Source organism: Magnetococcus sp. PR-3 (assembly GCF_036689865.1).
GTDB lineage: Bacteria > Pseudomonadota > Magnetococcia > Magnetococcales > Magnetococcaceae > Magnetococcus.
Genome location: NZ_JBAHUQ010000037.1, coordinates 12,913 through 39,678 on the forward strand (window position 1 = coordinate 12,913; position 26,766 = coordinate 39,678).

A 26,766-nucleotide genomic window follows, 5' to 3' on the forward strand; every position below is an offset into this window, starting at 1 on the left:
GCTGTATAAGCCCGATGATGATCCTAGATAGGTATCTCGGGTTACGCATATTTATGTTAGGCGTAACGGGCATCCGGTTATCCCTTAAAAAAGAGTAAGCTATGGCAGGATTTCATACCCATTTGACGGTTGGTGCGGTTGCTTCTGGCATGGCAGCAACGGGCCTATATGCAGGTGGTGTTGCATCGCCTCTAGAGGTCGCCCTCTATTTTAGTTGTGGTACCGTTGCCTCTTTACTGCCGGATATTGATTCTGACAACTCCACCATACTCAGTGTGGTCTTTACCTTTGTTTCCGTGCTTTTGGCTTTTGCGGTGTTATTTGGACAGCCAGCTACCAAAGGGCTATCTGGTCTAGAGCTGTTTCTCTTGTGGGCTGGGTTGTTTGCCGCCATGCGGATTGGTGTGTTTGAAGTATTTACCCGCATGACTGTGCATCGGGGGATTTTTCACTCCATACCAGCAGCCATTCTGTTTGGTGTTCTGACGGTTATTATGCTGCATCATGCTTTTCGCGTGCCTACTTTAACCGCATGGGTTGCCGGTGGTTTTATCACCATTGGGTTTATTGTGCATCTGCTGCTGGATGAAGTGTATAGCCTTAACCTGACGGGTCGTCATGTTAAACGATCGTTTGGTACCGCCTGTAAGCTGTGGAGCAAAGATCTCTATGCAACAACAGCTCTCTATAGTGTGACCTTGTTGGCTTTATGGCTGGCTCCACAAGCTGAACTGTTGTTTGACCATCGCATCTATCAGTTGGCTTGGCACTCTGTGGTAACAAGTTGGTTGCCTTAAAAATCATGTGGTATATTTGTGCCTACGGTTTTTGCTGATATAGCGGTGGCCAAGCCTGTTAACCTTGCGCTCTTCATTTTTATTCTATGTGGCTCTTATCCTCTGCCTGTAAACTTCACTCACCACCAGATTCTTCCTCATCCACTCCACGCCTGTGGTCTCTTACTGTTGGCGTTTATGTTTGATGGTGCGGCTTAATAAAAAAAGGGCCAGGAGATTATCCTGGCCCTTTTTGGTGTTCTGCTCTTAGGTTCCTTAAAGGTTATCAAAAACCTTGGGATCCATGGTTATTTCAGCATGCTTGCGTCGCCACATCATAAAGGCTTCTTGCATCTCGTTACCGAGCATGCCGCTAAAGCCTTGCGCTAGCTGCGGATTTTTAAGCATTTCCGCATCAACCTGCCCCGGTGTTACGCCTGTGAGTTTAAGAACATACCGACGGTTGCCATCTGAAATAACCGTTTGATAGAGCGGTTTTTCCAAGGCTGTACGGAATGCTGCTTGGCGAACGGTGGCGGGGACTTTGCTCTCTTTATCCCCAGCGGTGAAGGCGTCAGGGCTCAGCGTTTGGATCTGCGCATGTTTCTTAGCAGCTTCCTGCCAGCTTTGGCCCTCTTTTAGGGCTTTTAGTGCGGCATCCATGACATCTTTACCCTGGGTTTGGGCTTTTTCTGTGCGATAAGCGGTCAGCAGTTCCGTGCGGACTGATTTTAGAGGTTTAAGCGTTGGCTCTTGGCGTTCGATGACTTCCACAACAAAGTAGCGATTATCCGAAAGCTCAACCAGGGTGCTACGCTCTCCATTGAGAGTGGAGAAGGTGACCTCATGGAACTTGGCCTCTTTTTCTATAGAGACTGTACCATCCAGCTTACTGTATTCAATCCAATCGGTCTCTTTATAGTGCAAGTTAAGATCTTTACCGATGGACGCTAGGGAGTCCCCAGAGGCCAGCATGTCCTCTAAAGCAATAGATTTGTTATAGACAGCTTCTCCTGCTCCATCTTGGAAGAGCAAGGCTTCAATCTCTGCTTTTACAGCTGACAGAGGCTTGGTGCCTTCACCTTCAATGCCATCAACCACGATCAAGTGGTATCCAAAGGGGGTCTCTACGACATCAGATACTGTGCCTGCTTCCAGCTCAAAAGCTACTTTTTCAAAGCTGGGGACCAAACCTGAGCCTTTTTGGAACTTACCCAGGCTACCGCCCATATTGGCTGTGATATCTTCAGAAAGTGCTTTGGCCACATCGGCAAAGGCTTCACCATTAGCTAAGCGTGCCTTGGCATCATCTATTTTCTTTTGTGCGGCTGTTTTGGCGGCTTCATCCCCAGCTTTGAACTTGGCCAGGATGTGGCGAATTTGCCGGCTCTCTGCAGATTGGTAGAGATGCTTACTCTCTTCATAGTGAGCCGCAATCTTGGCATCGTCTATGTTCAGCTCACCACGGATGCTCTCTGCATCCAGTAACAGATAACGAACCTTAGCCCGCTTTTCTACGGTGTAAGCCTGACGGTTCTGTTCCTGATACGCTCGCAGTGCTTCATCACCTGGATCTTCTACCTCAGCCAGGGTGCTTTGGTCGAGGACCATGAGCTCTACTTGGCGTTTCTCACTCTCTTGTTTGAGCATGCTTTCTAAGAGCAGGGTAGGGGCTGTGGCAACGTTGGTCAGGCCTTGGGCTAAGTGAGCCCGTGCATGACGTACCACTGTATCGGCCTCGTAGCTTTTTGGATCTAAGCGGTTTTGGCGCAAGATATTGCGGTAGAGGCTATCATTAAACTGACCGTCACGTTGGAACATGGGGTCATTGGCAATGTTCTCTTGCAATCCCTTAGGGGAGAGTGTCATGCCCATGTTCATGGCGCTATGCAGCAGTAAGCGGTCATTAACCATACGCTGTAAAAATTCACGGCGTAGCTGTTGGCGAATGAGTGGATTATCTAGAGGCAGATTGCCGAGCTGCTGTTTCTGCTCACGAATAAACGTATCAAAGGACTGTTGAACATAACTGCGGGAAGCTGACCAATCTTCAACCGTAATGACGGGTTTGTCATTACCAGCATTCCTTAACCCTTCAATGCCCCATACTGAAAATGAGACGGCAATAAGAATCAGTAGGGTTTTAATCACCCAGCTGTTGGCGCTTTTGCGCATTACATTGAGCATGCTGCCCACTCCATCGTTTTGGCCAAAACAGGTCATTCAGGAAAAAGCTAAACCGCTACTCTATCTACAGCGGCATCCAGGTTCAACCTCTGACGCGCACTCGGGTGTGAAAAAGCGCCAGCTTTTTTTAGATAAGAGCCCCCTTTATTTCCTATCCATAGCTGAGGTATTCTAAATAGCTTACTACGGAGCGGGATCAAAAGTGGCTGTTTCGGGTGCTGTTAAGGATTCAAACAGGTTACTTTGAAGGATAAGGTTGCATACATGTACATTATCCGCGGCTTGATCAATTTACCGGATCGTTTGCGCGGGGCCGTGCTAACCATTGGCAACTTTGATGGTGTGCACCGGGGTCACCAGCGTCTGTTTGAACAGCTAAAGCGTCTGGGGCATAAGCACCAAGCCCCTACCATGGCCATGACGTTTGAACCGCATCCCAGACGCGTCTTGCGTCCACAACAACCCTTGGACCGAATTACCGGGGTGCGTGGTAAGGCTAGATGGATGAAGCACCATGGTTTGGACGCCATGTTTATCTGTCGTTTTACCAAGCGGTTGCAAGCTTTGCCACCAGAGATTTTTGTTCGTGACCTGTTGGCCGATGGTTTGAACATTCGAGAAGTGGTCATTGGTGAAAACTTTCGCTTTGGTAAAAAAGGTGCCGGAGATTTTGACACCTTATCTGAACTCGGTAAAAAATATGGGTTTGGTGCCCATAAGGCTGAACTACTCAGTGATGGTGGATTCACCGTCTCTTCAACTCGGGTACGTCAAGCCATCCGACAGTGCGACTTTAAAAGTGCTGAGCTGTTGTTGGATCGTCCCTTCGAGATCGAAGGGCGTGTTGTCACAGGGATGAAACGGGGACGAGCTTTGGGCTTTCCCACCGCTAACTTGGCCTTAAACCATGTCTTGCACCCCCCTAAAGGGGTCTATTTGGTCGAAGGGCGGGTAGGGGATCAGTGGCTACCTGCGATTGCCAATATTGGCACCAACCCCACTTTTGGTGATGAGGGGCTGCATATGGAGGTCCATATGCTGGTGCCGTGCAGTGATCTGTACCACCGAAATCTAAGAATCAAGTTTCATGCTTTTGTGCGGGAAGAGCGTAAGTTTCCTGATATAGAGGCATTAAAGGCTCAAATTGGTGCCGATGTTGCGGCGGCCAAGGCCTATTTCAGTTTGTAGAGTGTTAAGCAGGGGTGCCTATGGCCCCCGGGGTGAAGGAGCCCTCCATGGCGTACAAAGATACTATCCAATTGCCCGATACAGATTTGCCCATGCGGGCCAACTTACCCAAACGGGAGCCAGAAACATTGGCTCGCTGGGAAGATATGGACCTCTATGGTCGCCTGCGTGAAGCTGGTAAGGGTAAGGATAGCTTCATTCTCCATGATGGTCCCCCTTATGCTAACGGACACCTGCATATGGGGCATGCTATTAATAAGGTGCTAAAAGATATCATCTGTAAATCCCGGCAGATGCAGGGTAAGGATGCGGTCTATGTACCGGGCTGGGACTGCCATGGTCTGCCGATTGAGCTCAAGGTAGAACAGGAGATCAAAAAAGAGGGCAAAGATAAGGAACAGATTGATGTTGTTGAGTTCCGTAAACGTTGCCGTGCTTTTGCTGGCAAGTGGGTTGAAACCCAAAAAGGTGAGTTCCAGCGTTTGGGGGTCTCTGGGGATTGGAAAGATCCTTACCTGACCATGGATTATCGCTTTGAAGCGGACATCGTGCGTGAGTTAGGCCGCTTTTTACACAACGGAGGCCTCTATAAGGGGGCTAAACCCGTCTACTGGTGTACCCACGATGTGACCGCTTTGGCTGAAGCTGAGGTGGAGTACCAGGATCATGAATCCACAACGATCTTTGTGAAATTTCCACTGGCACAGGGTGTTGAGTTGGATGATCTGGATCCTGCTTTAAAGGGTAAACCCAGCTCTGTTGTTATCTGGACCACGACCCCTTGGACCATTCCTGCCAACCTGGCGGTTAGTCTAAATGGTGATCTGACCTATGTTGCCGTAGAGATCATCAATCCGGGTGAGAATAAAAATGTTACGGCTGGTGAAGTGCTTGTCTTGGCTGAAGCGTTATGGGAGCCAACCATTGAGGCTGCCGGTCTAAACCCAGAAAATGATGCACGCGTTTTGGCCCGTTTTGATGGCAGTCAGTTGGAAAATCGTCGTTTCCGCCACCCCTTCCTGGATCAAGATGCGCCGATTCTACTCGGGGATCATGTCACGACGGAAGCGGGTACCGGCTGTGTACATACGGCTCCAGGTCATGGCGCAGAGGACTATGATGTCAGTTTAAAATATGGCATCAAGCCCTATAACCCTGTAGATGACTACGGCAAGTTTGTAGAAGGAACGCCCTTTTTTGCCGGTGAACATATCAAAAAAGCCAACCCTCAGGTGGTGGCGCTGCTGGATGAAAAAGGGGCGCTTCTCTCCCAGGGTAAGATCAACCACAGCTATCCCCACTGTTGGCGTTGTAGTACGCCCTTGATCACCCGTGCCACCCCCCAGTGGTTTATCTCTATGGAGACCAATGACCTTCGTGAAAAGGCTTTGCAATCCATCAAAGATACTCAGTGGATTCCCCATTGGGGGGAAGAACGTATCCATAACATGGTGGAGAACCGCCCTGATTGGTGTGTAAGCCGCCAGCGGACATGGGGTGTGCCCATTGCCGTCATCAGCTGTGAAGCATGTGGTGACGTGGTGCGGGATGAAGCTGTGACCGAAGGTATCGCCCTTGAAATGGAAAAAGCTGGGGCGGATGTCTGGTTTGAGAAGAGTGCGACTGAGTTCCTGCCTGAAGGGCATCGTTGTGGTCAGTGTGGCTCGAGCGATTTCAAAAAAGAGTCTGATATTCTAGATGTTTGGTTTGACTCTGGTGTGACCCATGCCGCAGTTCTGGAGCGTCGCGATAACTTGAAGTGGCCTGCTGACCTCTATTTGGAGGGTTCTGACCAGCATCGTGGCTGGTTCCACTCCTCCCTTTTGGCTTCGGTAGGGACCCGTGGACGGGCGCCGTATCAGGCCGTTTTGACCCATGGTTTTGTGGTGGATGGCAAAGGCCACAAAATGTCAAAATCTCGTGGCAATGTGATCGCACCTGAGAAGGTGATTAAACAGTATGGTGCAGACATTTTGCGTATGTGGGTCTCTGCGGAGGATTATGCGGGTGACATTCGGATCTCCGATGAGATCCTAAAAGGGCTGTCCGATGCCTACCGGCGGATTCGTAATACCGTGCGGTACCTCATGGGTAATCTCAGTGGTTTCGATGCATCCAAACACACCGTAGATCATGCGGATATGCCCGAACTGGATCGGTGGGCGTTGGATCGTGTGGCAAGACTAATCCGTGATGTGGAAAAATCTTACAACGATTATACCTTCCACCGTGTTTACCAGAGTCTTCACTACTTCTGTGGTGTTGAGATGGGGGCCTTTTATCTGGATATCATCAAAGACCGCCTCTACTGTGCAGCACCGGACTCTTTAGAGCGACGTAGTGCACAGACCGTGATGAACCATATGCTAGAATCTTTGGTACGGTTGATGGCACCGGTGATGTCGTTTACAGCGGATGAAGTCTGGGGCTTTATGGCAGGTGAGCGGGAAGATTCCGTGCATCTTGCGGCATTCCCTACCGAACACCCAGAGTGGTATGACGATGCTTTAGCCCAACGTTGGGAGCGTTATCGCCAGGTTCGTACAGAGGTGTATAAAAGCCTGGAGAAGGATCGTGTTGAAAAACGTGTACGCTCCTTTATGCAATCCACAGTGACACTCTATTGCAGTGATGATTTGGCTGATTTCCTGAAAGCATTTGGAGATCTGAACCCTCAGCTCTACATCGTCAGTTCCGTGACCATTAAACCTTTCTCTGAAGCGCCGGCTGAGGCTGTTGGGTCTGAAGAAGTTGCAGACCTGAAAGTGATAACTGGGGTATCGGAAAATGAAAAATGTGTGCGGTGCTGGAACTTTGATCCCGGCGTAGGTAGCCATAATGATCACCCTGAGCTCTGCACGCGTTGTCGTGGTGTGGTGATGGAGATGGGTGTGGCAGGGCCAGACGCATGATTCGTTTTGGCCTACTAACGGCCTTGTTCACCCTTGTTTTGGACCAGTTGACCAAAGTATGGGCTGAGCAGGAGTTGGTTAAGGGAAGCATCGATCTGATCCCTGGGTATTTCGACTTCACTTTGGTGCATAATCTGGGGGCTGCCTTTGGTATGTTCACCGACTTGGCACCCTTTTGGCGTCAGATACTTCTAGTGGGTGTTGCTGTTTTAGCCTGTGTCATGATCTTGTTAATGCTCCGTAGTGCTCAAGCTCGTTATAGTGCGGTGGCACTGGGGATGATCATGGGTGGGGCCCTAGGCAACCTACTTGACCGTGTTAGACTGGGTTGGGTGGTGGATTTTATCCACGTGCACTGGCAAGATTTGTCCTGGCCCGTCTTTAATATTGCTGACACAGCGATTTCCGTCGGTGTTGCCATGATCCTTTTAGAAGGGTTTGGTGTTGGGGTTCCTCAGGACAGTGAAAATAAGTCGTAAGAGCACCGCAAACCGTAAGTTGATGTTAGACCATAGGATAGGATAGACCATGAAACCTGGATGGTTCACTTTAAGAGCAGGTTTGGGCGTGTCACTGTTGTTGATGTTGAGTGGCTGTTTTTCTGCCAACATCAGTATGCCCTGGGAAAAGAAGGTTGAGGTCAGTGATATTCCCACCCGGGAGCCCCTTGAAATTCCTCCTGATCTCTATAATTTACCCAAAGCTGGTTACAAGCCTAATAGTTCAGGCCGTAACCCAAAGGTAGATAAACAGGCCTCCACAACCGGTGCGGATGAGATCTTGTTTGGTCAAAAACGTAACCCTAAAGGTGGGGCTGCAGCGTCAGGAAATGGTGCGGATCGCACAAAGCAGGAAACCCTTCCGGGTTGGTTGAGTCAATAAAAGTACACGCGGATTTTTTTGAGCAGTACAACATTCAATCCGGTGTGTAGGTAAGCACCGGGTTGAATGGATCCCCCTCCTTGCTGTAAATACCCTTTCCATTCAAACCAATACTCCTTACCTTTGACGAGGCACGATCAGCCTCCCCTGTATGTTTAATGAATTACTGGTAACCCTTGGAGTTGGGTCATGCATTTGCGACAGTTTTTTTCTTGGTGTTTGGGCTTCTTTTTTATCATCACAACAGCGTCAGCAGCTGTTCCAGAGCATCAAAGTTACCGTTTGGATAATGGGTTACAGGTCATTGTGGTACGGGAGAGCCGTGCGCCATTGGTCGTGACCCAGGTGTGGTATCGGGTGGGGTCTATTGACGAACCTGATGGACAAACCGGTATTTCTCATATGCTGGAACATATGATGTTCCAAGGCACAGATACCGTTGCACCTGGACAATATAGCAAGCGTATTGCCCGTCTTGGCGGCACCGATAATGCGGCAACCTCCAGAGACTATACCTTTTATTACAGCAAGCTGGCCAAGCAGCATCTCTCTGTTGCATTAGAGATGGAGGCTGACCGTATGCGGTTTTTGAAGCTTCAGAATAAGGAGTTTCAGCCAGAGAACAACGTGGTACAGGAAGAACGGCGTATGCGGGTTGATAATAACCCGCATGCACGTATTCGTGAGCAGTATACCCAGGAGCTGTATAGAGGTCACAGCTATAGCCAACCCATTATTGGTTGGATGAAGGATGTTCAAGGTTTAACCGTTGAGCAACTTCAGGCTTGGTATCAGCGTTTTTATGCGCCGAATAATGCCACATTGGTGATTGCTGGTGATGTAGATTTTGCGCAGACCAAGAAATATGTTCAGCAGTTCTTTGGCCCTTTGCAAGCTGATGCCGCGTTTAAACCCCCTGTTGACCCACAATGGCAAGCCCCCACAACCAAGCGTACCTACCACTATCAGGATCAGCAAATTCGTCGTCCTTCTTGGATGGCCAACTGGTTGGTCCCCAGTAATCAGGGGGGAGATAACCAGGATGAGGTTTATGCGCTTAAACTGGCACTGCAACTATTAAATGGTGGTATTTCAAACCGTCTTCAAAAGCTTACTCAGGGTGAAGGCAAGCTGGTAAGTGCAGGGGCTAGCTACAGTATGTTTAGCCGTGGACCTTCATCCTTTGGCCTCTATGCCATGCCACAAAAAGAGGTTTCTATGGCGACGGTTGAACAGATGGTGATGGCCGAGATAACAAAATTGGCTGAAAAACCGGCATCGGCCGCGGAACTGAGGAAGGTTAAAAATGGACTCTTGGCCAGTCAAATCTATGCGCGTGACTCGGTACAGGGTATGGCCAATGTAATTGGTCGATTAAGTACCTTGGGTTTGGATTGGGAACGCTATTATGCAGAGTTTGAGCAGCGTATAGAGCAGGTCACACCGGAACAAATCCAAAATGCGGTTAGGCGTTATTTGCGGGCTGATCAGGTGGTGATTGGCATTACGACTCCCCAACAAAAGCCAGCCAGCAAGGAGCAGCAGGGATGAAAAACCACGTGGTATTAAATGTATTTAGACTGTGGTTATTCTTAGGTCTCTTCTACAGTGCGCCACTGATGGCGGCTCCGGAAGTGACCCGTGTTGTTTTGCCTAATGGTTTTACCGGGGTGTTGGTTGAAAGCCACAGTAACCCGATGGTTGAGGTACGCCTATTTATTCGTGCTGGTTCGGTCATGGATCCTGTGGGTCAGGAGGGAACGGCCTATCTGTTGGGGTGGTTGATGAATGAAGGGGCAGGGGTGCGCAATACAGCCCAATTTCAACAAACCATGGATGATTATGGCATTTCACTGTCTGGAAGTGCCAGCCGGGATTATCTAAAGGTCACCATGCGCGCATTGAGTAAAGATCTGGATATCGCCTTTGAACTGTTAGGTGATGCCATTACCCAACCTCGTTTGGATGATGAACCTATTGCGCGAGCGAAGCGGGAGATGATGGCATCATATGAACAGTCTCGTGAAGATGCCGATGTTTTGGCGGATGAAAAATTGGAGGCCTTACTTATGGGGGGGCACCCCTATGCTCGTGATGTTAGTGGGAATTCGAAGAGTATACCTGCACTCACGAAAGAGGGGTTGAAGGTTTTTCACCAAAAAGCCATGCGTGGTCCAAATATGGTCTTGAGTGTCGCGGGTGATATGCAACCTGAGCAGTTCATGGCACTCATCCGTCGTCACTTTGGAAAATTATCACACCAGCCTGGACCTTTTGGACAATCGGTAGAGATGCTGGTACCGCCTAAAACTGAGTCTGTATCTGGCTATCATATTCCTAAAGATAAGGCTCAAAGTGTCATTGCCATGGGTTGGTTAGGGCCTAACCGTCATCACGCTGATTATTTTGCCGTGACGGTTCTTGATCATATTCTAGGTGGTTCAGGTTTTGGTAGTCGTCTAACGGAGCAGTTACGTGAAAAACATGGGTTAACCTACTCTGTTTACTCCTATTTTTCACCGTGGGAGGGGCGAGGTCCCTGGCAGGTTGGTATGGCGACTAAGCCGGAGAATGTTGAGACTGCTGTGACGTTGATTAAAGAAATTCTGGCTGAACTGGCTCAAAAGGGTGTGGGTCAAGAGGAGTTAACCCGTGCAAAGGAGAACCTGCTTGGTGGTTTTCCCATTGCGTTAGATCGGCTTGGAAAAATGGCAGCAACATGGGGTTTAATTGGCTTTTATAACCGAGGTTGGGATTATCTGGACCGTTGGCCTGAGCGTATTAAACAGGTAAGTCGTGAAGATATTCAACGTGTCGCCAAGCAATTTTTTCAGACGGAACATATGCGTGTGGTGACTGTGGGCACAACCGAGCCTTAAGTATAAGTTCAAGTGCTGTTAGGAAATAGAGGGTGGCTTTGAGAAAAGCCACCCTTTTTCTATGGGCAATGCGGTGAAAAAGGCATGTTTTGTGCGTAATGGGCCGATGGGGTAAAGGGGAGGATTTCTTCACTGTACCAGCTACTTTATATTTTGGGATGTTGCCATGAAAAATCAAACCACTGGGGCTATTTTGGCAGGCGGCCACTCCTCCCGTATGGGAAAGGATAAGGCGTTTGTCTCATGGAAGAACATTCCTCTATGGCAACATTTGTTCACCCGTATGGCACCGCAGGTATCCACCTTATCGATTCTTTATAATGGCAACCCAACCGTTTTTCCTTCTGGTTTACCTGTTCTAGGAGATCTGCGTCGGGGGCAGCTGGGGCCTTTGGCGGGGGTTGAGACGGCACTGAGCCGTATGCGTACGGAGTGGTTATTTACGGCACCTGTTGATGTACCTCTGCTACCTAAGGATTGTGTGACTCAGCTTTCCTGGCGGGCTAGCCAAGGGGATGTGCAGGTGGTGTGCGCTGAAAGTGGTGGGCAAATTCACGGTACAGTTGCACTTTGGCATCGCGATATCTTGCCGCGTATCCAGCAAGCTCTGGATGAAGAGCGCTATGGTGTTTTGAATTTTTTACGTCAAACAGGCTTTGCTGCATGTAGCTTTATGCCACGGGATGATGGTTCAGACCCCTTTCTTAACCTTAACAGTCCAGAAGATTTTCAACAGCTTCCCAAGTCTTAACTGTAGCTTTCCGCCAACTTTTCTCTCATGTCTCACTAAAAAAGCAAAAAATACCGATGTTTACCCTCGGTATCAGCTTTTTCTTATGGTGGGCATCGCTTTTTCTATATACTGATAGCCGGTTTTTCTCATCTGCACCAATATTACAACCTTGTTGGGTTGTGTAATCGGTGTCGTGGATCAGTCACGGTGTGGGGTTCTATGTTTGCCAAATCGACCGGGATGCTGTTGAAGCTTCTGTATCGTTTTTCGGTACGTTTGCTGTTCACTTGTATCATTGTGCTTTCGTTGACCATTGCTGTTTTGCAAATAGACAGTAGCCGTCAAGAGGTGTTTGCACGCATTGGTGATTGGAGTGGCTGGCACCTGGCTATTGAAAAACTCAATGTTGGGTTGGGTCATGCCCATGCTACGCGTGTAGAACTGCATACCAAGGAGGGCGCATCTTTTGTCTGTGATGATGTGAGCCTGAATTGGGGGGTGCTGGATCTCTTGTTGGGGCGCTTAAATCATATGTCCATGGCCAACCCTGTCTGGCATTTTGCCACACCAGACAAGGCCGAGGGCGGTGTGGGTAGTGCTGATGCCTGGGCCAGGATCCTTAAAGAAGAGGTTGCCCCTTCCACCTTGTGGCTGTTCGCTTTACGCATGAACGGTTTGACCATTGAAAATGGTGAAATTGCTCGGGTCGGAGATGCTGAGACCTCTTGGCGGATGCATACCATGCGTGTCTTTGGTGAAAACCTCTCTGAAGATACTGGGCAACTGGTTTTTGCGGGTGAGAGTGATCCTGCGGGTGTCTTTAGTGGCCACCTACAGTGGGATGATGAGCAGCATGTGGTTCTGCATACGCGAGATATGACCGCCAAGCCTTGGTTTGGTCTTTTAAATATTGGGGTAACCCAAGGTATAGCCAATCTGGATCTTGATCTACGTATTACACCTGGGCGGTCGGTGAGTGCCAACGGTCGACTGGATGTACAGAATATTCGAAGTGTGGATAACTGGCAGGGTGCCAGTACGCTCTATTTAACCATGCGTGGCGATCGGTTGCATTGGAACGGGTCAGGACACATTGCAGCCCCTAATGGCACGCGCAAGCCGCTACTTATGTCAGGGACTTTGTTCCATGAACGTGAGGAGTGGGATATCCCCGATGGTACCCTTAAATTGGGGGGGATGCTTGATACACAGATGCGGCTTCGTTGGAAAGGTCAAAAGCCTGAATGGAAACTGACCACAGAGTTACATAGCCCCATTAAGCTCATGCGATGGTTACGTATGCAGGTTCCCCTTCCTGAAAATGCCAAATGGATGCAGCGTAAACCTTGGAAAATAACCGCCCATGGTGAGAACAGTGGGCCGGAGATGTATTGGACAGTGGAAGGGGTTTCTGGTCCTGACCATATTCAATATCCAGGGATAGATATTAAGGATGTACGTACGACCTTGCTTGCTCGGGGTAAAGCGCATCGACTGTTAGAGCCCATCTCCCTGGAGCTAGATGCGGTTGCCGTTGATGCTCCCTACAGCACCATGCGTTATGTCGAGGGTAGTGCTGACCTGATCTGGGTAAACACCGGTGGTTGGGCGATGAACCGATTCCGAATTGGTGGTGAAGCTCGGGCACAGGATGGCCGTTTTCAATCCTTTTCCTGGCGGGGGGAAGCCCGTGGGGCCGCGCCGCAACTGCAACAGTTAAAAAGTGTGCTTCACTGGCATGATGCTCGGTTGGAAATCTCCTACAGTAATACCTCAGAGCCAGGGCGTTTTTCGGATGCAGGTTGGCGTTTAGAAATTCCCCAAAGTCACCCTTTGGCTGTAAGCCGTCTTTCGGATATCACCGGTCGAAAATTAGGTCAGGGGCAGCTGTATGGCTTGATACAGCTTTGGCGTGATCATGCATTATGGAAAAGTCGTGCGTCATGGCAGGTCGAACAGTTTGATTGGCAAGGGAACTCGTTTGATCTTGGGATCTCGGATATTCCTCATCACATGGCGATTGAGCAGGCTGCATTGAGTGGTCAAGCCAAGTTGATTTTTGATCCAACATCCCAAGGGCTTTCTGTGCAGTTGGAAGGCAATGTACCTTCTGGTCAATGGTCTTTGGATAACCTAAAGCGCAATATTAGTCTGGAGAGTCCTCAGGTAGAGCTGCAGATACGCAGTGAAAAAGGGTGGCGCCTGGATGAAGTTCCATTTCACGTAACAGGCTCCAGTCACCAAAAGGGCATTGGGGTTGTGCGATGGGAGCTAGATCATCAACCTGCTCAACCTTGGTCAGGGAAGCTGCGGGTAGAGGCTGGCCGGTTAGGGCACCTGTATAAACACTACTTGCATCCCGCAATGATGCCTCGCTGGCCCGATTGGGAGGGTAGTCATCTTTCCGGGCGCTTGGATATGTCCCTGCATTTTGACGATTTGCACCAATGGCAAAATGGGGGATTAAAAGGGCAGGTACAGCTAAGAGATGCAGCGTTTACTGGACCCAATGGTAACTGGCAGTTGCAGGGTGTGCAGATGAATTTGCCAATGCTGCAGCAGGCTCCAACCCAACCGCTGACTTCTGAACAATCACAGCTAAAAGTGGCAAAGATCCGCATTGGCGAGCTAGAGCTCTCACCGTTCGAGAGCAAGCCTCTTTTGGTTGAAGGAACGCTCTTCTTTGGTAAGGATCGTTCCCTTAAGGTTGAGGAAACACCCGTTGAGTTACATAGCTTAAAGCTTGAAGGTATCTATAAAAAAGATCTGCGCCTCCATGCGGATGCAACGATACATAACCTTCAATTGGCTGATTGGGCCCAGCGATATAACCTTCCCATTCGTACCGGTAACCTGTCAGGCCGTCTGCATTCCATTATCTTGGATAAGGGGCAGATTACGACGCAGGGGCAGTTAACGGGTTCTGTGTGGGGTGGTCAGCTTAGTCTTAAAAATCTCCATGTGTCAGATACGCTGAAAACCAATCCTCAATGGGGTGGTGATGTGCGTTTGGTTAACATTGATCTCAAGCAAGCTAGTGATGACTTGCAATTGGGTAAGGTTGAAGGGGTTGGGCATCTCACCCTGTCTGGCCTTCAGCTCGATGGCATGCAGCCTAAGGCATTCCAGGCCTCATTTAACGGTGGCCCAAAAAATGTGGCACAACAGCGTGTGAATGCGTCGATGTTAAGAAACTTGGCCATTCTTGCTGGCTACTCTGATAGCGCACTTAAAGAGGCTCCGTTCTCTATGTTTGATAACTTCCGCTATAACCGTTTAGGTGGAAAACTCAAACTGACTGAGGGGCTGTATGAAGTGAGTGGGTTTAAAGACCGCTATGGGCGTGGTAACTATCTCTTAAAGGGTGGGCCTTATCCGCCAAGAGCGGATATTACCATCGACACAAAAGAGGTCACCGTGGAACAGATGGATGGTCGATGGTCTAAAATGAAATCTCGAGAAGAAGAGATCACTCAAAAAGCTCCATAAACCTTCATTAAATCGTTCCAAAAAGAGAGAGGTGCTCCATCAAGCGCCTCTCTTTCGTTTTTTTGTTGTTTGCGTAAGTTCAGGAAAAATAGATATTTAATGTGTAACTTATAGCTGTAAGTGCGTTTTTTTAGTGATACAGCAACAAAAATGTTGATGTTTCAGAAATAGCTGTGTACCATCGCCACATCTTTTTGAACATAATAGTACATTAAAACAACCAAAGCTGTAGGAGTGAGCAATGGCTCAGATCACACTTAAGGGTAACCCCATCAATACCAATGGCGACCTGCCTTCCGTAGGTAGCGATGCACCTGATTTTGTCCTGACCGGCACCGACCTGGCCGAGGTCAGCCTGAAGAACTATGCTGGTAAGAAAGTTGTTCTGAACATCTTCCCCAGCTTGGACACCCCTGTGTGTGCAGCTTCTGTACGTCAGTTCAACGGCAATGTTGATAAAATGGACAACACAGTTGTTCTGTGCATCTCCCGCGATCTTCCTTTTGCTCACAAGCGTTTCTGCGAGACCGAAGGTCTGGAGAGCGTTGCAGGCATGAGCGAAATGCGTGTTGTTGAGTTTGGTGAAGCTTATGGTGTTCGCATTGTAGACGGTCCTCTGGCCGGTCTGTGTGCCCGCGCTGTTGTGATCATCGACGAAAATGGTAAAGTTGTTTATTCACAGCAAGTGCCTGAGATCGTTGAAGAGCCCAACTACGAAGCTGCTATGGCTGCTTTGAAGTAAGCGATTAAGCTTAAACATTCCCTTTTTTAGGGAGTGGGCGAATAAAAAACCCCGTACTTGGTTTCCAAGTGCGGGGTTTTTTTTGTGTGAAAAAAAATCTGTATGGTAAGGGTTTATCGTGATGTTTTTCGCGGGATCAGCCCTTAAAGCAAACATATTTTAACAATAAGGTCGTAAGTTATATTTCATTACAAATACATGCTTGTCTGAATATATTCACATTTTTAATGGTGGATGTTGGGTAAATCCATTACTCTGAAATGAATCAATGCCGTTATAAAAAAATATTGGGTCAGCATTAAGGGTATGCCAATGGCAAGGTTATCAGCAGGGTAACCCCATCAACTGACCGTCGTTAGATCGAGTAACCCCTTAGTTATGGGGCATTTCGTCTCCATGCAAGAAGGGGTGATGCATTCAACCGTTCAGGAGGTAGAGATGAAGAGTTTTCGTATTGGTGTCGCCTGCGCTGCAACCGCCCTTCTTGTCGCTGGAATGGGTTGGAGTGGTGGAGCACAGGCTGCCGAGTATGTTATTAAGTTTTCCCATGTTGTCTCGCCACAAACACCTAAGGGAAAAGCGGCAGACATGTTTGCCAAGCTGGTTAATGAGCGTCTTAAAGGTAAAGTACGTGTAGAGGTTTTTCCCAGCTCTCAGCTCTACAATGATAATAAAGTAATGGAAGCCATGCGCCTGTCCCGCAGTAAAAAAGTGGGTCTGATGGCGGCTCCCTCTTTGTCCAAGTTTGTAAAATTCTCCAAGAAACTACAGACCTTTGATCTGCCTTTCCTGTTCAATGATATCAATGATGTCCATACATTGGTTGACTCCCCTGTGGTCAATAAAATGACCGACCCTCTCAAGCGTAAAGGTCTACGTGCGCTGGGGTTTTGGGATAATGGTATGAAAGTATTTTCCATTAAGGGGTCTAAACCACTTATGGATGCCCCTGCTGACTTTAAAGGGATGAAGTTCCGTATTCAAACTTCTGATGTTCATGCTGCCATGATCAGTTCACTGGGCGGCGTTCCCCAAAAGCTACCTTTCAAAGAGGTTTATACCGCGCTTGGTCAAGGTGTTGTGGATGGGCAGGAAAATGCTTGGTCCAATGTTTACTCTAAGAAATTCCATGAAGTTCAAGACTATGTCTCTGTATCTAATCACTCCTACCTTGGGTACCTGCTGGTCGTAAGTGACCGTTTTTGGGCTGGCCTGCCAGATGACATCCGTATGTCTCTGGAAAAAGCAGTTAAAGATGCCACAATGGCCAACCGTCGCTTTGCTGCAGAAGCGGATAAAGGTGACCGGGCTAGAGTGGAAAAAGCGGGTTTTGCCAAAGTTGTGGATATGCCTGCTGAAAAACGTATGGCTTGGCGAAAAGCCACCGCACGGGTTGAGGATCAGTTCCGCCGTCAGATTGGTGAAGATCTCCTAAAAGAGGTACACCAAGTACTCGGCCATTGACCGAGAATCAATATAGGGCCGGATGTTAAGCATCCGGCTCTTTTTATTGATATACACTGTTTGGTTTTAAGCATATAAAGAGCTTTTATAGAGCGGCGTGACAGGCTTTTGCTTGAAAAGATAGAGGGACCCAAACAGTACTTGAGGGGGGCGAAAAAGTACCTGGCCATCGAAGTCAGGTCATGGAAGGAAAGGGTGGATCATGTTTTCCAAATGGATGCAAATAACCGATCAATCCTTGGATTGGTTGGAGCGGGTAATTATCACCCTTGGTTTGGCTGGGGCAACTCTGCTGATGTTTGCCAATGTGGTGGCTCGATATGTCTTTGAAACGGGGCTGACCTGGGCCTTGGAAGCGGTTCAATACACCATCGCTTGGGTGGTGCTTATTGGTGCGGCACATTTGGTTAAGGCTGGTGGTCACTTAGGTATTGATATTTTGGTGGAAAAATTTCCACCGCTTTGGCAGCGGCGTTTGGTGTTAGCCGCTCTGTTTAGTTGCCTGCTCTTTGTTGGGGTGGTGTTCTACTACTCCATTATCTACACCATGGAAATACGCATGTTTGGAGATCTGTCTGAGGATTTAAGAATGCCTCAATGGATTCCCTATCTGAGTATACCCATTGGGCTGGGTTTGATGTTTATACACTTTGTGCGGATTGGTTTTGATATCTGGCATGGGCATGCTATCCGTATCCATAAGCGCGAGGGTGAAGATGAATTGGAGGAGATGGTATGACGACGCTATTTCTCTTCTTAGGTTTAATCTTTCTTCTACTCATTGGTGTACCTATTGCCATCAGTCTGGGGCTTTCCAGTCTGTTATTCGTTCTGTTTGCAACCGATGATCCTTCCATGGCCATTACGGTGGCCCAAAAGCTGTTTGATACCATGGAGCATACCACGCTCCTGGCCATTCCCTTCTTCATCCTGTCCTCTCATTTTCTGACAACAGGTGGGGTTTCCCGCCGTCTGATTGAGTTTGCCAAGGCTATGGTGGGGTGGATGACGGGTGGTTTGGCCATGGCTGGTGTTGTTTCTTGTATGTTGTTTGCCGCCATTTCCGGTTCATCACCCGCCACAGTGGTCGCCATTGGTTCTATCATGATCCCCGGCATGATCGCTGCGGGTTATGATAAACGCTTTGCTGTGGGGGTTATTGCCACATCCGGCTCTATGGGTATTCTTATTCCCCCCTCCATTCCTATGATTGTCTATGCGGATGCTGTTGAAGAGTCGGTTGGTAAAATGTTCATTGCAGGTATTTTACCGGGTTTGGTGATGGGTGGAGTGCTGTTAACGGCGACGTGGATTACCGCCAAGCGTATGAATATGCCCAGAGAAGAGTGGAAGGGTGCAGGTCACCTTTTAAAGACTTTTCTGGATGCCTTTTGGGGATTGTTACTGATCTTTATTGTTGTCGGTGGCATCTACGGAGGGGTGTTTACGCCGACAGAAGCGGCAGCAGTGGCAGCGGTATACTCGGCAGCTATTGCATTGTTTGTGCACCGGGATATGGGCATTAAAGATGTTCCCAAGGTGATGTTGGATTCAGCCAAGATGACCTCTATGCTGATGTTCATTATCGCCTGTGCCATGATTTTTGCCCATGTGTTAACCGAAGAGCGTATTCCCCAGGAGTTGGCCGAGCAGGTGATGGCCAGTGAGCCTTCCCCTTATATGTTCTTGCTTCTGGTCAATGTCATCCTTTGGTTTGCCGGTGACTTTATGGAGCCTTCTGCCATTCTGCTCATTTTGGCACCGCTGTTCCATCCTATCGCTATAAACTTGGGGATTGATCCGATTCATCTAGGGATTGTTATGACCACCAATATGGAAGTGGGCATGATTACACCCCCTGTCGGGCTTAATCTTTATGTAGCGGCAGGGTTGTCTGGTATGAGTTTAGGTGCTGTAACACGAGCGGCACTGCCGTGGATGATGGTACTGATTGTCGCGCTGATTGTGATTACCTATGTACCTTGGCTCAGTCTGGTTATGGTTGATCTTCTGTACGGCTAGTCACACTTTCCTTGAAAGGGGGCTGGTTGGTTTGTTAAAAACGAACCAGCCCCTTACGATCTTCACGGCTTGGGTTATGGTTTTTTAGGTTAAGGATTAACCGGTGTGAATAGTTCGGTTCCGCTCGCAGGCTATATTGATCTTCATGCCCATATCCTACCAGGGTTGGATGATGGCGCCAGTAGTATGCAAATGGCCTTAAATATGGCCCGTATGGCTGTTGCTGATGGGATCGTTGCGATGGTCGCTACACCACATTTAAACCCAGCAAGTAATTGGAACAATGGGGCGGAGATTGTCAGCCGTTCTGTTGATGTACTGCGTCGACATCTTCACGAAGCTCAAATTCCACTCACCATCTATGGGGCGGCTGAAGTTCGACTTAATGCCCATACACAAAAGCAGTTACAGACGGGCTTTGCACCGCTATTAACGCAGCATAATGCCAAAGGTAAATGCCGCTATGTGCTGACCGAATTTGCCCATGCAGGCTTGCAGGGTGGAGAGCTGTATATGTGCGAGCTTTTGGTTCATAAGGGCTACACACCTGTTATTGCGCATCCTGAGCGTATTCGAACATTCCGTCATGATCCCAGCCGCCTAGAACCTTTTATGGCATTGGGCTGTAAGACGCAGGTAACGTGTAGTAGTGTTTGTGGCAGCTATGGAGAAAAAACAGCCGCTGTTATTGATACTTGGATTGAGCAAGGCTGGGTACAGGTACTTGCGACAGATACCCATGATATTCACCATCGGCAGCCGGCTATGCGAGATGCTGTTCGCCTGGTGGCTCAGCAATTTGGTGTAGATAAGGCTACTCAGATGGTTATGACCAACCCGCAAAGAATTCTTGACGGGCAAGCCCTGGCGTAGTGCAAGGTGTGGGTGTTTTTTGGGTTGCTATTTTTAGATTCATTATAGTATTTCCCGAAAGAATGGTTGGTAATATCAATGTGATCTACGTAAAAGATGCCCTCTTTGTATGGAGATTACGAAAAAGTGCGGTCATGTAACACAAGCAGGTGATTTGTTGGTCTCTTCATGTTAAAAAAGTAGGAGATCAATAAACACCAAGACGGATTGTCAGATCTGTCATGATAAGGTGTCAGGTCAATAAAGGGAGAGGGTGCAAGGCTCCTTTTGGTGGGTAAGTCCCTGATTTTTTGGTTTAACTAGGGATTATCCAAGGATAGATCAGGGGGATTGGTCTATTCGGACGGTTTAATGATGTTGGCCAGCTGGAGGCGAGTGTGCTCAAGCAGGAATTTTCACAGGCGATCATCGATTCGGTGCATGAGATCTTTTTGGCATTTTTAATGTTGGAGGTCACCCCCGGACCCGTGATTGCTAAGCCAGAGTTTCAACCTTATGCTCCACCAGATTCTGAAGCCACAGCCCTTGTCGGTTTTGGCGGTGGTTTAAAAGGTGGTATTCATCTCTCTTGCCCAATGTATGTGGCCGCAGCATTAGCGGGTTCTTTTTCTGGCGAGACATACGAAGATCTTAAAAATGAAGAAGCCGCTGATGGTTTTGGTGAGCTGTGCAACATGGTCGCGGGTGGTTTGCAAACACGCCTGGGTGAAAAATATGGGGACATCGCCTTGACCCCACCGACCGTAATCACTGGCACCAGTTATGCCATGCAGTATTCAACTAAGCTCAACAGTATTAAACAGTACTTCAAAATCGAGCATGGGCCTTTCTTTGTGGAAGGGTTCTTTGAGGACATGAAACTCGAAGATTAACCGGCATGTTTGATCGTATTTAAAAAGGCCGCCCAATGGGCGGCCTTTTTTATTGGGCTTATGCAGAACTCACTTATTTAAGTTCCAGCACCTCTTGATAAGCAACCTCTTCAGGGCGCTTAAGGATCTGTGCTAAGGAGTCTGCTAGGCAGAGTTCAACTTTGAAAGGGGCGACAGCCTGAATAAAGAGGCGTTTCCCTTCTAAGCCTGGATGAAAACGCAGACTGCGCTCTTTAATCTCTGTGGAACCCCTTTGTAAGGTGCCAAGACCTGCTTGAGGTGACGTGGAGTAGGTGAGGTTAAACACGCCACGTGTTGGAACGCCAAGCTCACGATATTCAAAGTAAGGGCTGTTCTGCTTGAGTATCGGCACAAACTGGGTCTTGCGGATACCCCCAACAAAAAGCCGGAATGGGGCCTCCCCCGAGCTGTTCTCATCCGTTGGCCCGGTCGCCAATAGTGGTTCACCAGGAATCAACTTCAGAAGACCAATAGCCACACCTGTTTTGGCGGTGGGTTTGTAGGGGTTGTTTACATCGCCTACAGGGGGGCGATGTACCACATAGCGCATAAAGGGTACATGTTGCTGGACCCTCTCAAGAATGGGGTTTTTACGAATACCGTTGGGTGGTGGCTCCCAGCCATGCATCTTTTTCTGTAAAAAGACGGTAAACAGTGCTTGCACCAAATGAGAACGGCAGGAGTTACCCGCTTGGAGAATATGTACCTCTTCAGGGTGTTCATTGATCCCTTCAAAGGCCCCTTTCAGCGCGATGAAGAACCTTAAAATCCCTTTGCCTACCCGACGAACCAGGAAGTGGTTTAGCTGGTTGCGGTCAACTTGGAAGGTAACCGTGACTTTTTCCCGGTCACGGTTAAGCAGTTCCAGCTCTAACTCTTCAATACGTTTATCTGGTGGTAGGCTTTGCGCATTGGGATCAATATCAAACTCTTCACTGGTAAGGGCTAGACTTAGAGCGTCTCCAATTAAGTCGGTATGACGACGCCGGCGGTCACCATCACTGCCAGGAATAGTTTGGGAGAGGATCTCTGGATCAACATGCCACTCAAAGCTTTCCCAGAAACGTCTAACCGCTGCCATAACTAAGGATGTGTTGGTTTGGGCCACATGTGAAGATTCCACAAAAAGCTCATGACCAGGGAACAGATCAGCCTCTACAGGGCGGGTAAAGGCTATTTTATGGGTTCGACAAGCATCCAAATTTTGAATAAATGTACGGTAGGCAAGTTGAGAGACAAGATTCTCACCCCCTAGATACATATCGCCGCTGGCACCAAAGTGTCGAATAACCGCCTCATACCCTTGAGCTTCTTCATCCTCAAACGGTGTGCGGAACATACCAAAATCAAAATCTGAGCTACCACCACCAAAATCGAATACGGCAAAGGCGTTACCTTTGTCGGTGGATTCAATATTGAGTTCATTGAGTGCGCAAGCTGCATAGGCTGCCGGTTCAGAAGCCTCTTCTTTAACAACAAACCGACGCATGCTAGGTGTATTAATTAAAGAGAGTGGCAAGCTGCGCTGTAAACCCCGAGCAAAAGCATTAAGCATGCGTTGCTTAACATCTTTGGGATAGGTGATGGGGAAGGTCATATAATATTCAAGGAACAAACCACTGGCCCGATGATTAATATAGAGCCCCAGATAGTAGGCGTAGAGTTCAATTGGATCCAGAGGATCATCTTCTGAGACTGTAATATGGGTCTGTGGTGCTGGCATGGGCGTGGAGCCCGGTTTGGCAATAATCTCAGTATCGGTTTGCTGGTCAACGATACGCAGCTCCCCTTCACCTTCAGCGCGCAGTGGCCACTGTTTAATGCCTGTGAGAATGCTCGCAACAACATTTTGGGCGGACTGGTTTTCTCTTAGTTCATCCAGTGCCTGATGAGAGAAGTGAAAATCATCCCAGCTTACGAGAGGCTGGTAGGCTTCACTGTTCCAGGCTTCCATAATTTTTGGCAGGTTTTGAAAGGCCAAAACGGTTGGGTTTTGATAATCCTTTGGTTGGGGCTTTTGAAAAAGATCAGACATCCCAACCCGTAAGAGGGTGGTTTTGCCATTTTCACGACAGGCCACAACTGTTGAGCTTGTGCCAAAATCAATGGCCACAACACCATCACGTATATCCTGTTCAGGGTTACGTGCTTCCCAAGGTGTCTCCAGCTCGACCTCTTGCCAACCCTCACCTGGCGGTTGCTCTGGCTGGTAGAGCTCCCACATCCCTTTACCCATATCTGTTAGGGTTGAAGGCTCCAGTACAGGCAGCCGTGCCCGAACATAGTCAGACTCTAACAGGACATGCTGCAATGCTCGAAGGGAAGGGGGCTTGGGTGTGTCGTTGCTTTTATCGGGATTAAGTGAAAGCGTTAGTTCATAGAGCTCTTTTAGCTTCTCTTCTATCCCCTCAATACCAGTGGGCACCAAAGAGTTTGCAATAATGAAGCTAAAGATATCTCGTTGATTAACCCTATGCATGGGCAAGATGGTTTGCATCTCTTGTGAAGCCCCACTGCGACCGGAGTGGCCCAGTGTTATGGTTTGATAGCCAACACCATCTTTGGAAGCGTTGGCGGATAAAACCGTGGCATCTTTAAGCAACGGGTGGGTATAGAAAAGCGATTCCATAGAGATGGTTCGCAGATCATCAATATCTGGAACTTCCCAATGGTTAAACGCATAGACCCTTAGTTTAGAGACATAGCGAAACATCTCATCTGGACGGCCCTTGAACTGGTAAATTAACCATAGGCAGTTCAGCTGGTTATCATAGTGAAAGTAGCGTTGTTTGGTAAAAGTGACAAAACGCTGAGCTGTCAGCATTTCTACAATTTCACGCTTCAGGGTTTGTAACTTCACTTTGGCTGAAGCATCAATATCCGCCTGTAGTTGGGGGACCAGACGCTTCTCTTGAAACCAGATCTTGGAGACCTTCATGGCAATTTCCACCGAATTAAGCGTGTGTCATAAGTGACGGCAACACGCCTGATGAACAAGGTTTACACTTCTCGCAATGCCTGAAAACGCAAAAACCGTGCAATCCGTGAAAGATTCAGAAATTAAAGAGAAAATTTAGATGTGTGTAATGCCGTGTAGAATAATTTCCCCGGTTTAGGCTGGTTGGAGCTGAAGAGTGTCATTTCCTTGGCTTGCCAGCATGCCCCATGAGCTGAAGAGGATTGCGTCAATGCTTCTGTAGCGCCACGACCATGGTGTCTTCCTAAAGTAATGTGGGGAATAAAAGGTTTTTGCGATGGGTGGTGCTGACTTAGTTGATTGGCGAGGGTGTGTAGCCCAGCTAAGCTTTGACCTGCCATACCCAGCCAGATGACATGGGGCTGGGATGGGGTGGGAAAAGCCCCAAGCTGGCCAAGTTGTAGCGCTAATGGTGCAGTAAGGCTGGCGATGGTATCCAGTCGTGATCGCCATGTGGGTATGCATGTGGTTGGTTGTGTACCTAAAAAGAGCAAAGTCAGGTGGAGGCGTCTACTGGGGGTCCAGTGAAACTTGGGGTGGAGAGGCTGAAGTTTCTCTTGGTAGGTGTTCACGACAGCATGCAGAGAAGGGGGCAGGGGTAACGCAATAAAAAGACGTTGATATTCCATGGTTCTACCTCAAATCCTTAAGAGATATGTATGGAGGAAATATCGCCATAAAAGTGATGCAAAGAAGAGGGGCTGGCTGATAGGCGCTGTCGACTTGGGTTGTTCTTGTATCCTCTCGTTGAGGGTGCTTCTAGAGAACTGATATCGATAAGGTAGATGTCGGGGGTGTATGTTCTCTGTATGATTCTGTCGTCAACACTTGAAACGTTTGTGTACCTAACGTGCTGTCAGGTTAAGCTTACGTTTTTGGTTTGGCCCCTTGTTAGTTGTTAGTTTTAGGGGCAGATGTGTTGCATGCTATACCTGCTTTAGCCAAGGTGTTAAGTGTGTATTCTGTATTTTATTGACCGCTATGGGATCAAAACTTCTATTTGCAGGATTGAGCTTAGCCCCAGAGTTCTTTACACTGAACCTATTCTAACTTATGCCCCATCCCGACAGTCTATGACAGGGTCCTTCTATGCGCCAATGCACCGATTGTGGTAAATGGTACAACCCGGAACAGAACTCGCGCTGTCCCGAGTGTGGAACGGTCTCTTTGGTCTGGCGGTTGGCCTTTTTAGCAGGTGCGGTTATCGTAATTGTATTGACCCTGCTTCTCTTCGATTACATGGTCTCCGTTGGTGCATGGGAAGATATGGGCAGTTGAGCGGTTAGTGATCCTCAGGTTCACCTTGCCCTAAATAGACCAATGTTACCTCTGGCCAGACTGTGTTCAGGCACTCAATTACCTCTTTGGTTGCCTTTTCAATGTCGGTATGTTCTTCAAATTGCAGCAAAGCTTTATCCGCCTGAAAACCAAATAGAGGCCACTCTCCCACATCATCCAAATAAGCTTTGCATAGCGTATACGCCCAAAAGGGTATCTCTTCTTGTAGCTCAAATTTGGCAATATAGCGCTGGCGATCTAGGGCCGGACCATCTTCAATGACGACAACCCATGGGCTGGTTGGGCGATCTTGCCACTGAGCTAACTGCTCTGGGGGTTGGTCCTGTGTCAGCGTAGCCCAGCGTGCGAGACGGGCACTGGTGGCGGGAGGGAGTGGGATCTCTTGATCATTTTCTTGCATGATAAAAATTCCTTAGCACCTGACCTGTCGTAGGTGCAGATATGGCTATTGTGACATCTGTACCAGCGTTTCATAGAGTAATCTAAAATCATCGGGTGGTGCACGTTTAAATGCCATATCCTCCCCCGTTATGGGGTGGGTGAATTTTAAGGTATGGGCATGCAGGGCTTGCCTTTGAAACTGATTAAAAAGGGACCGTTGTGCTTGTGGCCAGTGTGTTGGGGCTTTTTGCTGCTGCCCATAAAGAGGGTCCCCCACCAAAGGATGGCCTGCATGGGTCATATGTACCCGGATTTGATGGGTTCGACCTGTCTCTAGCTTACAACGAATTAGGGCAAAAGCACCCATGCTCTCAAGCACACGGTACTGGGTCGCGGCGGCGCGTCCACCCTGTGTGACAACGGCCATTTTAATGCGGTGTATAGGGTGGCGCCCAATAGCCCCTTCAACCCGGCCTTTGTCAGGTTTGGGTGTGCCACGCGTTATGGCTAGGTAATGTCGGCCAATGGTGCGCTGTTCAAACTGACTGGAGAGTTGAATATGGGCCTTGTCATGTTTAGCAGCAACCATGATACCGCTGGTATCTTTATCTAGGCGATGTACAATACCTGGGCGGATAACCCCCCCAATACCTGAAAGCCCAGCGTGAGGATTCTGCGCCGTACCGCAGTGATGAAGTAAGGCGTTGACAAGGGTGCCGTGGTTGACACCTGCGCCAGGATGTACCACCATGCCAGCCGGTTTGTCCAACACAAGTAGGTGGTCATCTTCAAAAAGTATCTCTAACGGAATAGCCTCTGGCTGAACCTCTGTTGGTTCAGGTTCCGCAGGATGAATGGTGACCTGTTGTCCGGCTTTAACTTTTTGACTGGGTAGTTTGGCCGGAAGATCCTCTATAAGGATGCGGCCTTCTTTAATCCAGCGTTGCAACGATGACCGGCTGATGTCAGGAAAGTACCCGCCCAACACCTTGTCTACCCGTAAGCCTTGATCGGTCTCCGTAAGGGTGACCTGAAGGATGCTTGGTGTTTTTTGATCAGACACAGGAAT

21 protein-coding genes are annotated in these 26,766 nt (G+C 48.6%); 16 read left to right on the plus strand and 5 right to left on the minus strand.

Annotated elements, in window-relative coordinates:
- Positions 1–101 precede the first annotated feature (101 nt).
- Positions 102–797, plus strand: a complete 696-nt coding sequence (locus V5T57_RS17480) for a metal-dependent hydrolase (RefSeq protein ID WP_332892540.1) — start codon at positions 102–104, stop codon at positions 795–797.
- Positions 798–1,052: 255 nt separating this feature from the next.
- On the opposite strand, the gene V5T57_RS17485 is transcribed toward V5T57_RS17480, so the two are convergent.
- Entirely contained in the window at positions 1,053–2,963 is a 1,911-nt protein-coding gene (locus V5T57_RS17485) for a SurA N-terminal domain-containing protein (protein WP_332892541.1), read from the minus strand.
- A 264-nt stretch (positions 2,964–3,227) separates the two neighbouring features.
- Here V5T57_RS17485 and V5T57_RS17490 point away from each other — a divergent pair, with 264 nt between their 5' ends.
- From V5T57_RS17490 to V5T57_RS17555, 14 genes are all read left to right on the plus strand, one after another.
- On the plus strand, positions 3,228–4,151 hold the full coding sequence (locus V5T57_RS17490; RefSeq protein WP_332892542.1) for a bifunctional riboflavin kinase/FAD synthetase: 924 nt from the start codon (positions 3,228–3,230) through the stop codon (positions 4,149–4,151).
- 47 nt (positions 4,152–4,198) lie between these two features.
- The gene (ileS, locus tag V5T57_RS17495) at positions 4,199–7,063 is read left to right on the plus strand and encodes an isoleucine--tRNA ligase (protein ID WP_332892543.1); all 2,865 of its coding nucleotides are present in this window, start codon (positions 4,199–4,201) and stop codon (positions 7,061–7,063) included.
- On the plus strand, positions 7,060–7,542 hold the full coding sequence (lspA, locus tag V5T57_RS17500; RefSeq protein ID WP_332892544.1) for a signal peptidase II: 483 nt from the start codon (positions 7,060–7,062) through the stop codon (positions 7,540–7,542). The genes ileS and lspA overlap by 4 nt, the downstream gene beginning before the upstream one ends.
- A gap of 49 nt (positions 7,543–7,591) precedes the next feature.
- Entirely contained in the window at positions 7,592–7,945 is a 354-nt protein-coding gene (locus V5T57_RS17505; protein ID WP_332892545.1) for a hypothetical protein, read from the plus strand.
- A gap of 189 nt (positions 7,946–8,134) precedes the next feature.
- Positions 8,135–9,496 carry a M16 family metallopeptidase gene (locus V5T57_RS17510; protein ID WP_332892546.1) on the plus strand — a complete coding sequence of 454 codons (1,362 nt, stop codon included), beginning with the start codon at positions 8,135–8,137 and terminating at the stop codon, positions 9,494–9,496.
- Positions 9,493–10,824 carry a M16 family metallopeptidase gene (locus tag V5T57_RS17515; RefSeq protein WP_332892547.1) on the plus strand — a complete coding sequence of 444 codons (1,332 nt, stop codon included), beginning with the start codon at positions 9,493–9,495 and terminating at the stop codon, positions 10,822–10,824. Before V5T57_RS17510 ends, V5T57_RS17515 begins: the two co-directional genes overlap by 4 nt.
- A gap of 166 nt (positions 10,825–10,990) precedes the next feature.
- Positions 10,991–11,575 (plus strand): molybdenum cofactor guanylyltransferase MobA, encoded by a 585-nt coding sequence (gene mobA / locus V5T57_RS17520; protein WP_332892548.1) that lies wholly within the window; start codon positions 10,991–10,993, stop codon positions 11,573–11,575.
- A gap of 201 nt (positions 11,576–11,776) precedes the next feature.
- Complete coding sequence (locus V5T57_RS17525; protein ID WP_332892549.1) at positions 11,777–15,046, plus strand: hypothetical protein; 3,270 nt, start codon at positions 11,777–11,779, stop codon at positions 15,044–15,046.
- A 241-nt stretch (positions 15,047–15,287) separates the two neighbouring features.
- Positions 15,288–15,788: a thiol peroxidase gene (gene tpx / locus V5T57_RS17530; protein ID WP_332892550.1), complete on the plus strand. Its 501-nt coding sequence runs from the start codon at positions 15,288–15,290 to the stop codon at positions 15,786–15,788.
- Positions 15,789–16,226: 438 nt separating this feature from the next.
- Entirely contained in the window at positions 16,227–17,252 is a 1,026-nt protein-coding gene (locus tag V5T57_RS17535; RefSeq protein WP_332892551.1) for a TRAP transporter substrate-binding protein, read from the plus strand.
- 202 nt (positions 17,253–17,454) lie between these two features.
- Positions 17,455–17,991, plus strand: a complete 537-nt coding sequence (locus V5T57_RS17540) for a TRAP transporter small permease (protein WP_332892552.1) — start codon at positions 17,455–17,457, stop codon at positions 17,989–17,991.
- Positions 17,988–19,274 (plus strand): TRAP transporter large permease, encoded by a 1,287-nt coding sequence (locus V5T57_RS17545; protein WP_332892553.1) that lies wholly within the window; start codon positions 17,988–17,990, stop codon positions 19,272–19,274. The genes V5T57_RS17540 and V5T57_RS17545 overlap by 4 nt, the downstream gene beginning before the upstream one ends.
- 105 nt (positions 19,275–19,379) lie before the next feature.
- The gene (locus V5T57_RS17550) at positions 19,380–20,147 is read left to right on the plus strand and encodes a tyrosine-protein phosphatase (protein ID WP_332892554.1); all 768 of its coding nucleotides are present in this window, start codon (positions 19,380–19,382) and stop codon (positions 20,145–20,147) included.
- 377 nt (positions 20,148–20,524) lie between these two features.
- On the plus strand, positions 20,525–21,019 hold the full coding sequence (locus V5T57_RS17555; protein ID WP_332892555.1) for a chemotaxis protein CheX: 495 nt from the start codon (positions 20,525–20,527) through the stop codon (positions 21,017–21,019).
- Positions 21,020–21,092: 73 nt separating this feature from the next.
- Here the strand turns inward: V5T57_RS17555 and V5T57_RS17560 are convergent, their stop codons facing one another.
- Both V5T57_RS17560 and thpR read right to left on the minus strand, forming a co-directional pair.
- Positions 21,093–23,978: a hypothetical protein gene (locus V5T57_RS17560; protein ID WP_332892556.1), complete on the minus strand. Its 2,886-nt coding sequence runs from the start codon at positions 23,976–23,978 to the stop codon at positions 21,093–21,095.
- A gap of 122 nt (positions 23,979–24,100) precedes the next feature.
- Positions 24,101–24,646, minus strand: a complete 546-nt coding sequence (gene thpR / locus V5T57_RS17565) for an RNA 2',3'-cyclic phosphodiesterase (protein ID WP_332892557.1) — start codon at positions 24,644–24,646, stop codon at positions 24,101–24,103.
- A 460-nt stretch (positions 24,647–25,106) separates the two neighbouring features.
- Here thpR and V5T57_RS17570 point away from each other — a divergent pair, with 460 nt between their 5' ends.
- Complete coding sequence (locus V5T57_RS17570) at positions 25,107–25,295, plus strand: hypothetical protein (protein WP_332892558.1); 189 nt, start codon at positions 25,107–25,109, stop codon at positions 25,293–25,295.
- Positions 25,296–25,299: 4 nt separating this feature from the next.
- Here the strand turns inward: V5T57_RS17570 and V5T57_RS17575 are convergent, their stop codons facing one another.
- Both V5T57_RS17575 and V5T57_RS17580 read right to left on the minus strand, forming a co-directional pair.
- The gene (locus V5T57_RS17575) at positions 25,300–25,716 is read right to left on the minus strand and encodes a hypothetical protein (RefSeq protein ID WP_332892559.1); all 417 of its coding nucleotides are present in this window, start codon (positions 25,714–25,716) and stop codon (positions 25,300–25,302) included.
- A 45-nt stretch (positions 25,717–25,761) separates the two neighbouring features.
- The gene (locus V5T57_RS17580; protein WP_332892560.1) at positions 25,762–26,760 is read right to left on the minus strand and encodes an RluA family pseudouridine synthase; all 999 of its coding nucleotides are present in this window, start codon (positions 26,758–26,760) and stop codon (positions 25,762–25,764) included.
- Positions 26,761–26,766: the final 6 nt, after the last annotated feature.

Excerpts from the sequence above, each read along its gene's own strand:
- V5T57_RS17480 (WP_332892540.1), top strand. The coding sequence starts at position 102 with ATGGCAGGATTTCATACCCATTTGACGGTTGGTGCGGTTGCTTCTGGC.
- V5T57_RS17485 (WP_332892541.1), bottom strand. The coding sequence starts at position 2,963 with ATGCTCAATGTAATGCGCAAAAGCGCCAACAGCTGGGTGATTAAAACC.
- V5T57_RS17490 (WP_332892542.1), top strand. The coding sequence starts at position 3,228 with ATGTACATTATCCGCGGCTTGATCAATTTACCGGATCGTTTGCGCGGG.
- ileS (WP_332892543.1), top strand. The coding sequence starts at position 4,199 with ATGGCGTACAAAGATACTATCCAATTGCCCGATACAGATTTGCCCATG.
- lspA (WP_332892544.1), top strand. The coding sequence starts at position 7,060 with ATGATTCGTTTTGGCCTACTAACGGCCTTGTTCACCCTTGTTTTGGAC.
- V5T57_RS17505 (WP_332892545.1), top strand. The coding sequence starts at position 7,592 with ATGAAACCTGGATGGTTCACTTTAAGAGCAGGTTTGGGCGTGTCACTG.
- V5T57_RS17510 (WP_332892546.1), top strand. The coding sequence starts at position 8,135 with ATGCATTTGCGACAGTTTTTTTCTTGGTGTTTGGGCTTCTTTTTTATC.
- V5T57_RS17515 (WP_332892547.1), top strand. The coding sequence starts at position 9,493 with ATGAAAAACCACGTGGTATTAAATGTATTTAGACTGTGGTTATTCTTA.
- mobA (WP_332892548.1), top strand. The coding sequence starts at position 10,991 with ATGAAAAATCAAACCACTGGGGCTATTTTGGCAGGCGGCCACTCCTCC.
- V5T57_RS17525 (WP_332892549.1), top strand. The coding sequence starts at position 11,777 with ATGTTTGCCAAATCGACCGGGATGCTGTTGAAGCTTCTGTATCGTTTT.
- tpx (WP_332892550.1), top strand. The coding sequence starts at position 15,288 with ATGGCTCAGATCACACTTAAGGGTAACCCCATCAATACCAATGGCGAC.
- V5T57_RS17535 (WP_332892551.1), top strand. The coding sequence starts at position 16,227 with ATGAAGAGTTTTCGTATTGGTGTCGCCTGCGCTGCAACCGCCCTTCTT.
- V5T57_RS17540 (WP_332892552.1), top strand. The coding sequence starts at position 17,455 with ATGTTTTCCAAATGGATGCAAATAACCGATCAATCCTTGGATTGGTTG.
- V5T57_RS17545 (WP_332892553.1), top strand. The coding sequence starts at position 17,988 with ATGACGACGCTATTTCTCTTCTTAGGTTTAATCTTTCTTCTACTCATT.
- V5T57_RS17560 (WP_332892556.1), bottom strand. The coding sequence starts at position 23,978 with ATGAAGGTCTCCAAGATCTGGTTTCAAGAGAAGCGTCTGGTCCCCCAA.
- thpR (WP_332892557.1), bottom strand. The coding sequence starts at position 24,646 with ATGGAATATCAACGTCTTTTTATTGCGTTACCCCTGCCCCCTTCTCTG.
- V5T57_RS17570 (WP_332892558.1), top strand. The coding sequence starts at position 25,107 with ATGCGCCAATGCACCGATTGTGGTAAATGGTACAACCCGGAACAGAAC.
- V5T57_RS17575 (WP_332892559.1), bottom strand. The coding sequence starts at position 25,716 with ATGCAAGAAAATGATCAAGAGATCCCACTCCCTCCCGCCACCAGTGCC.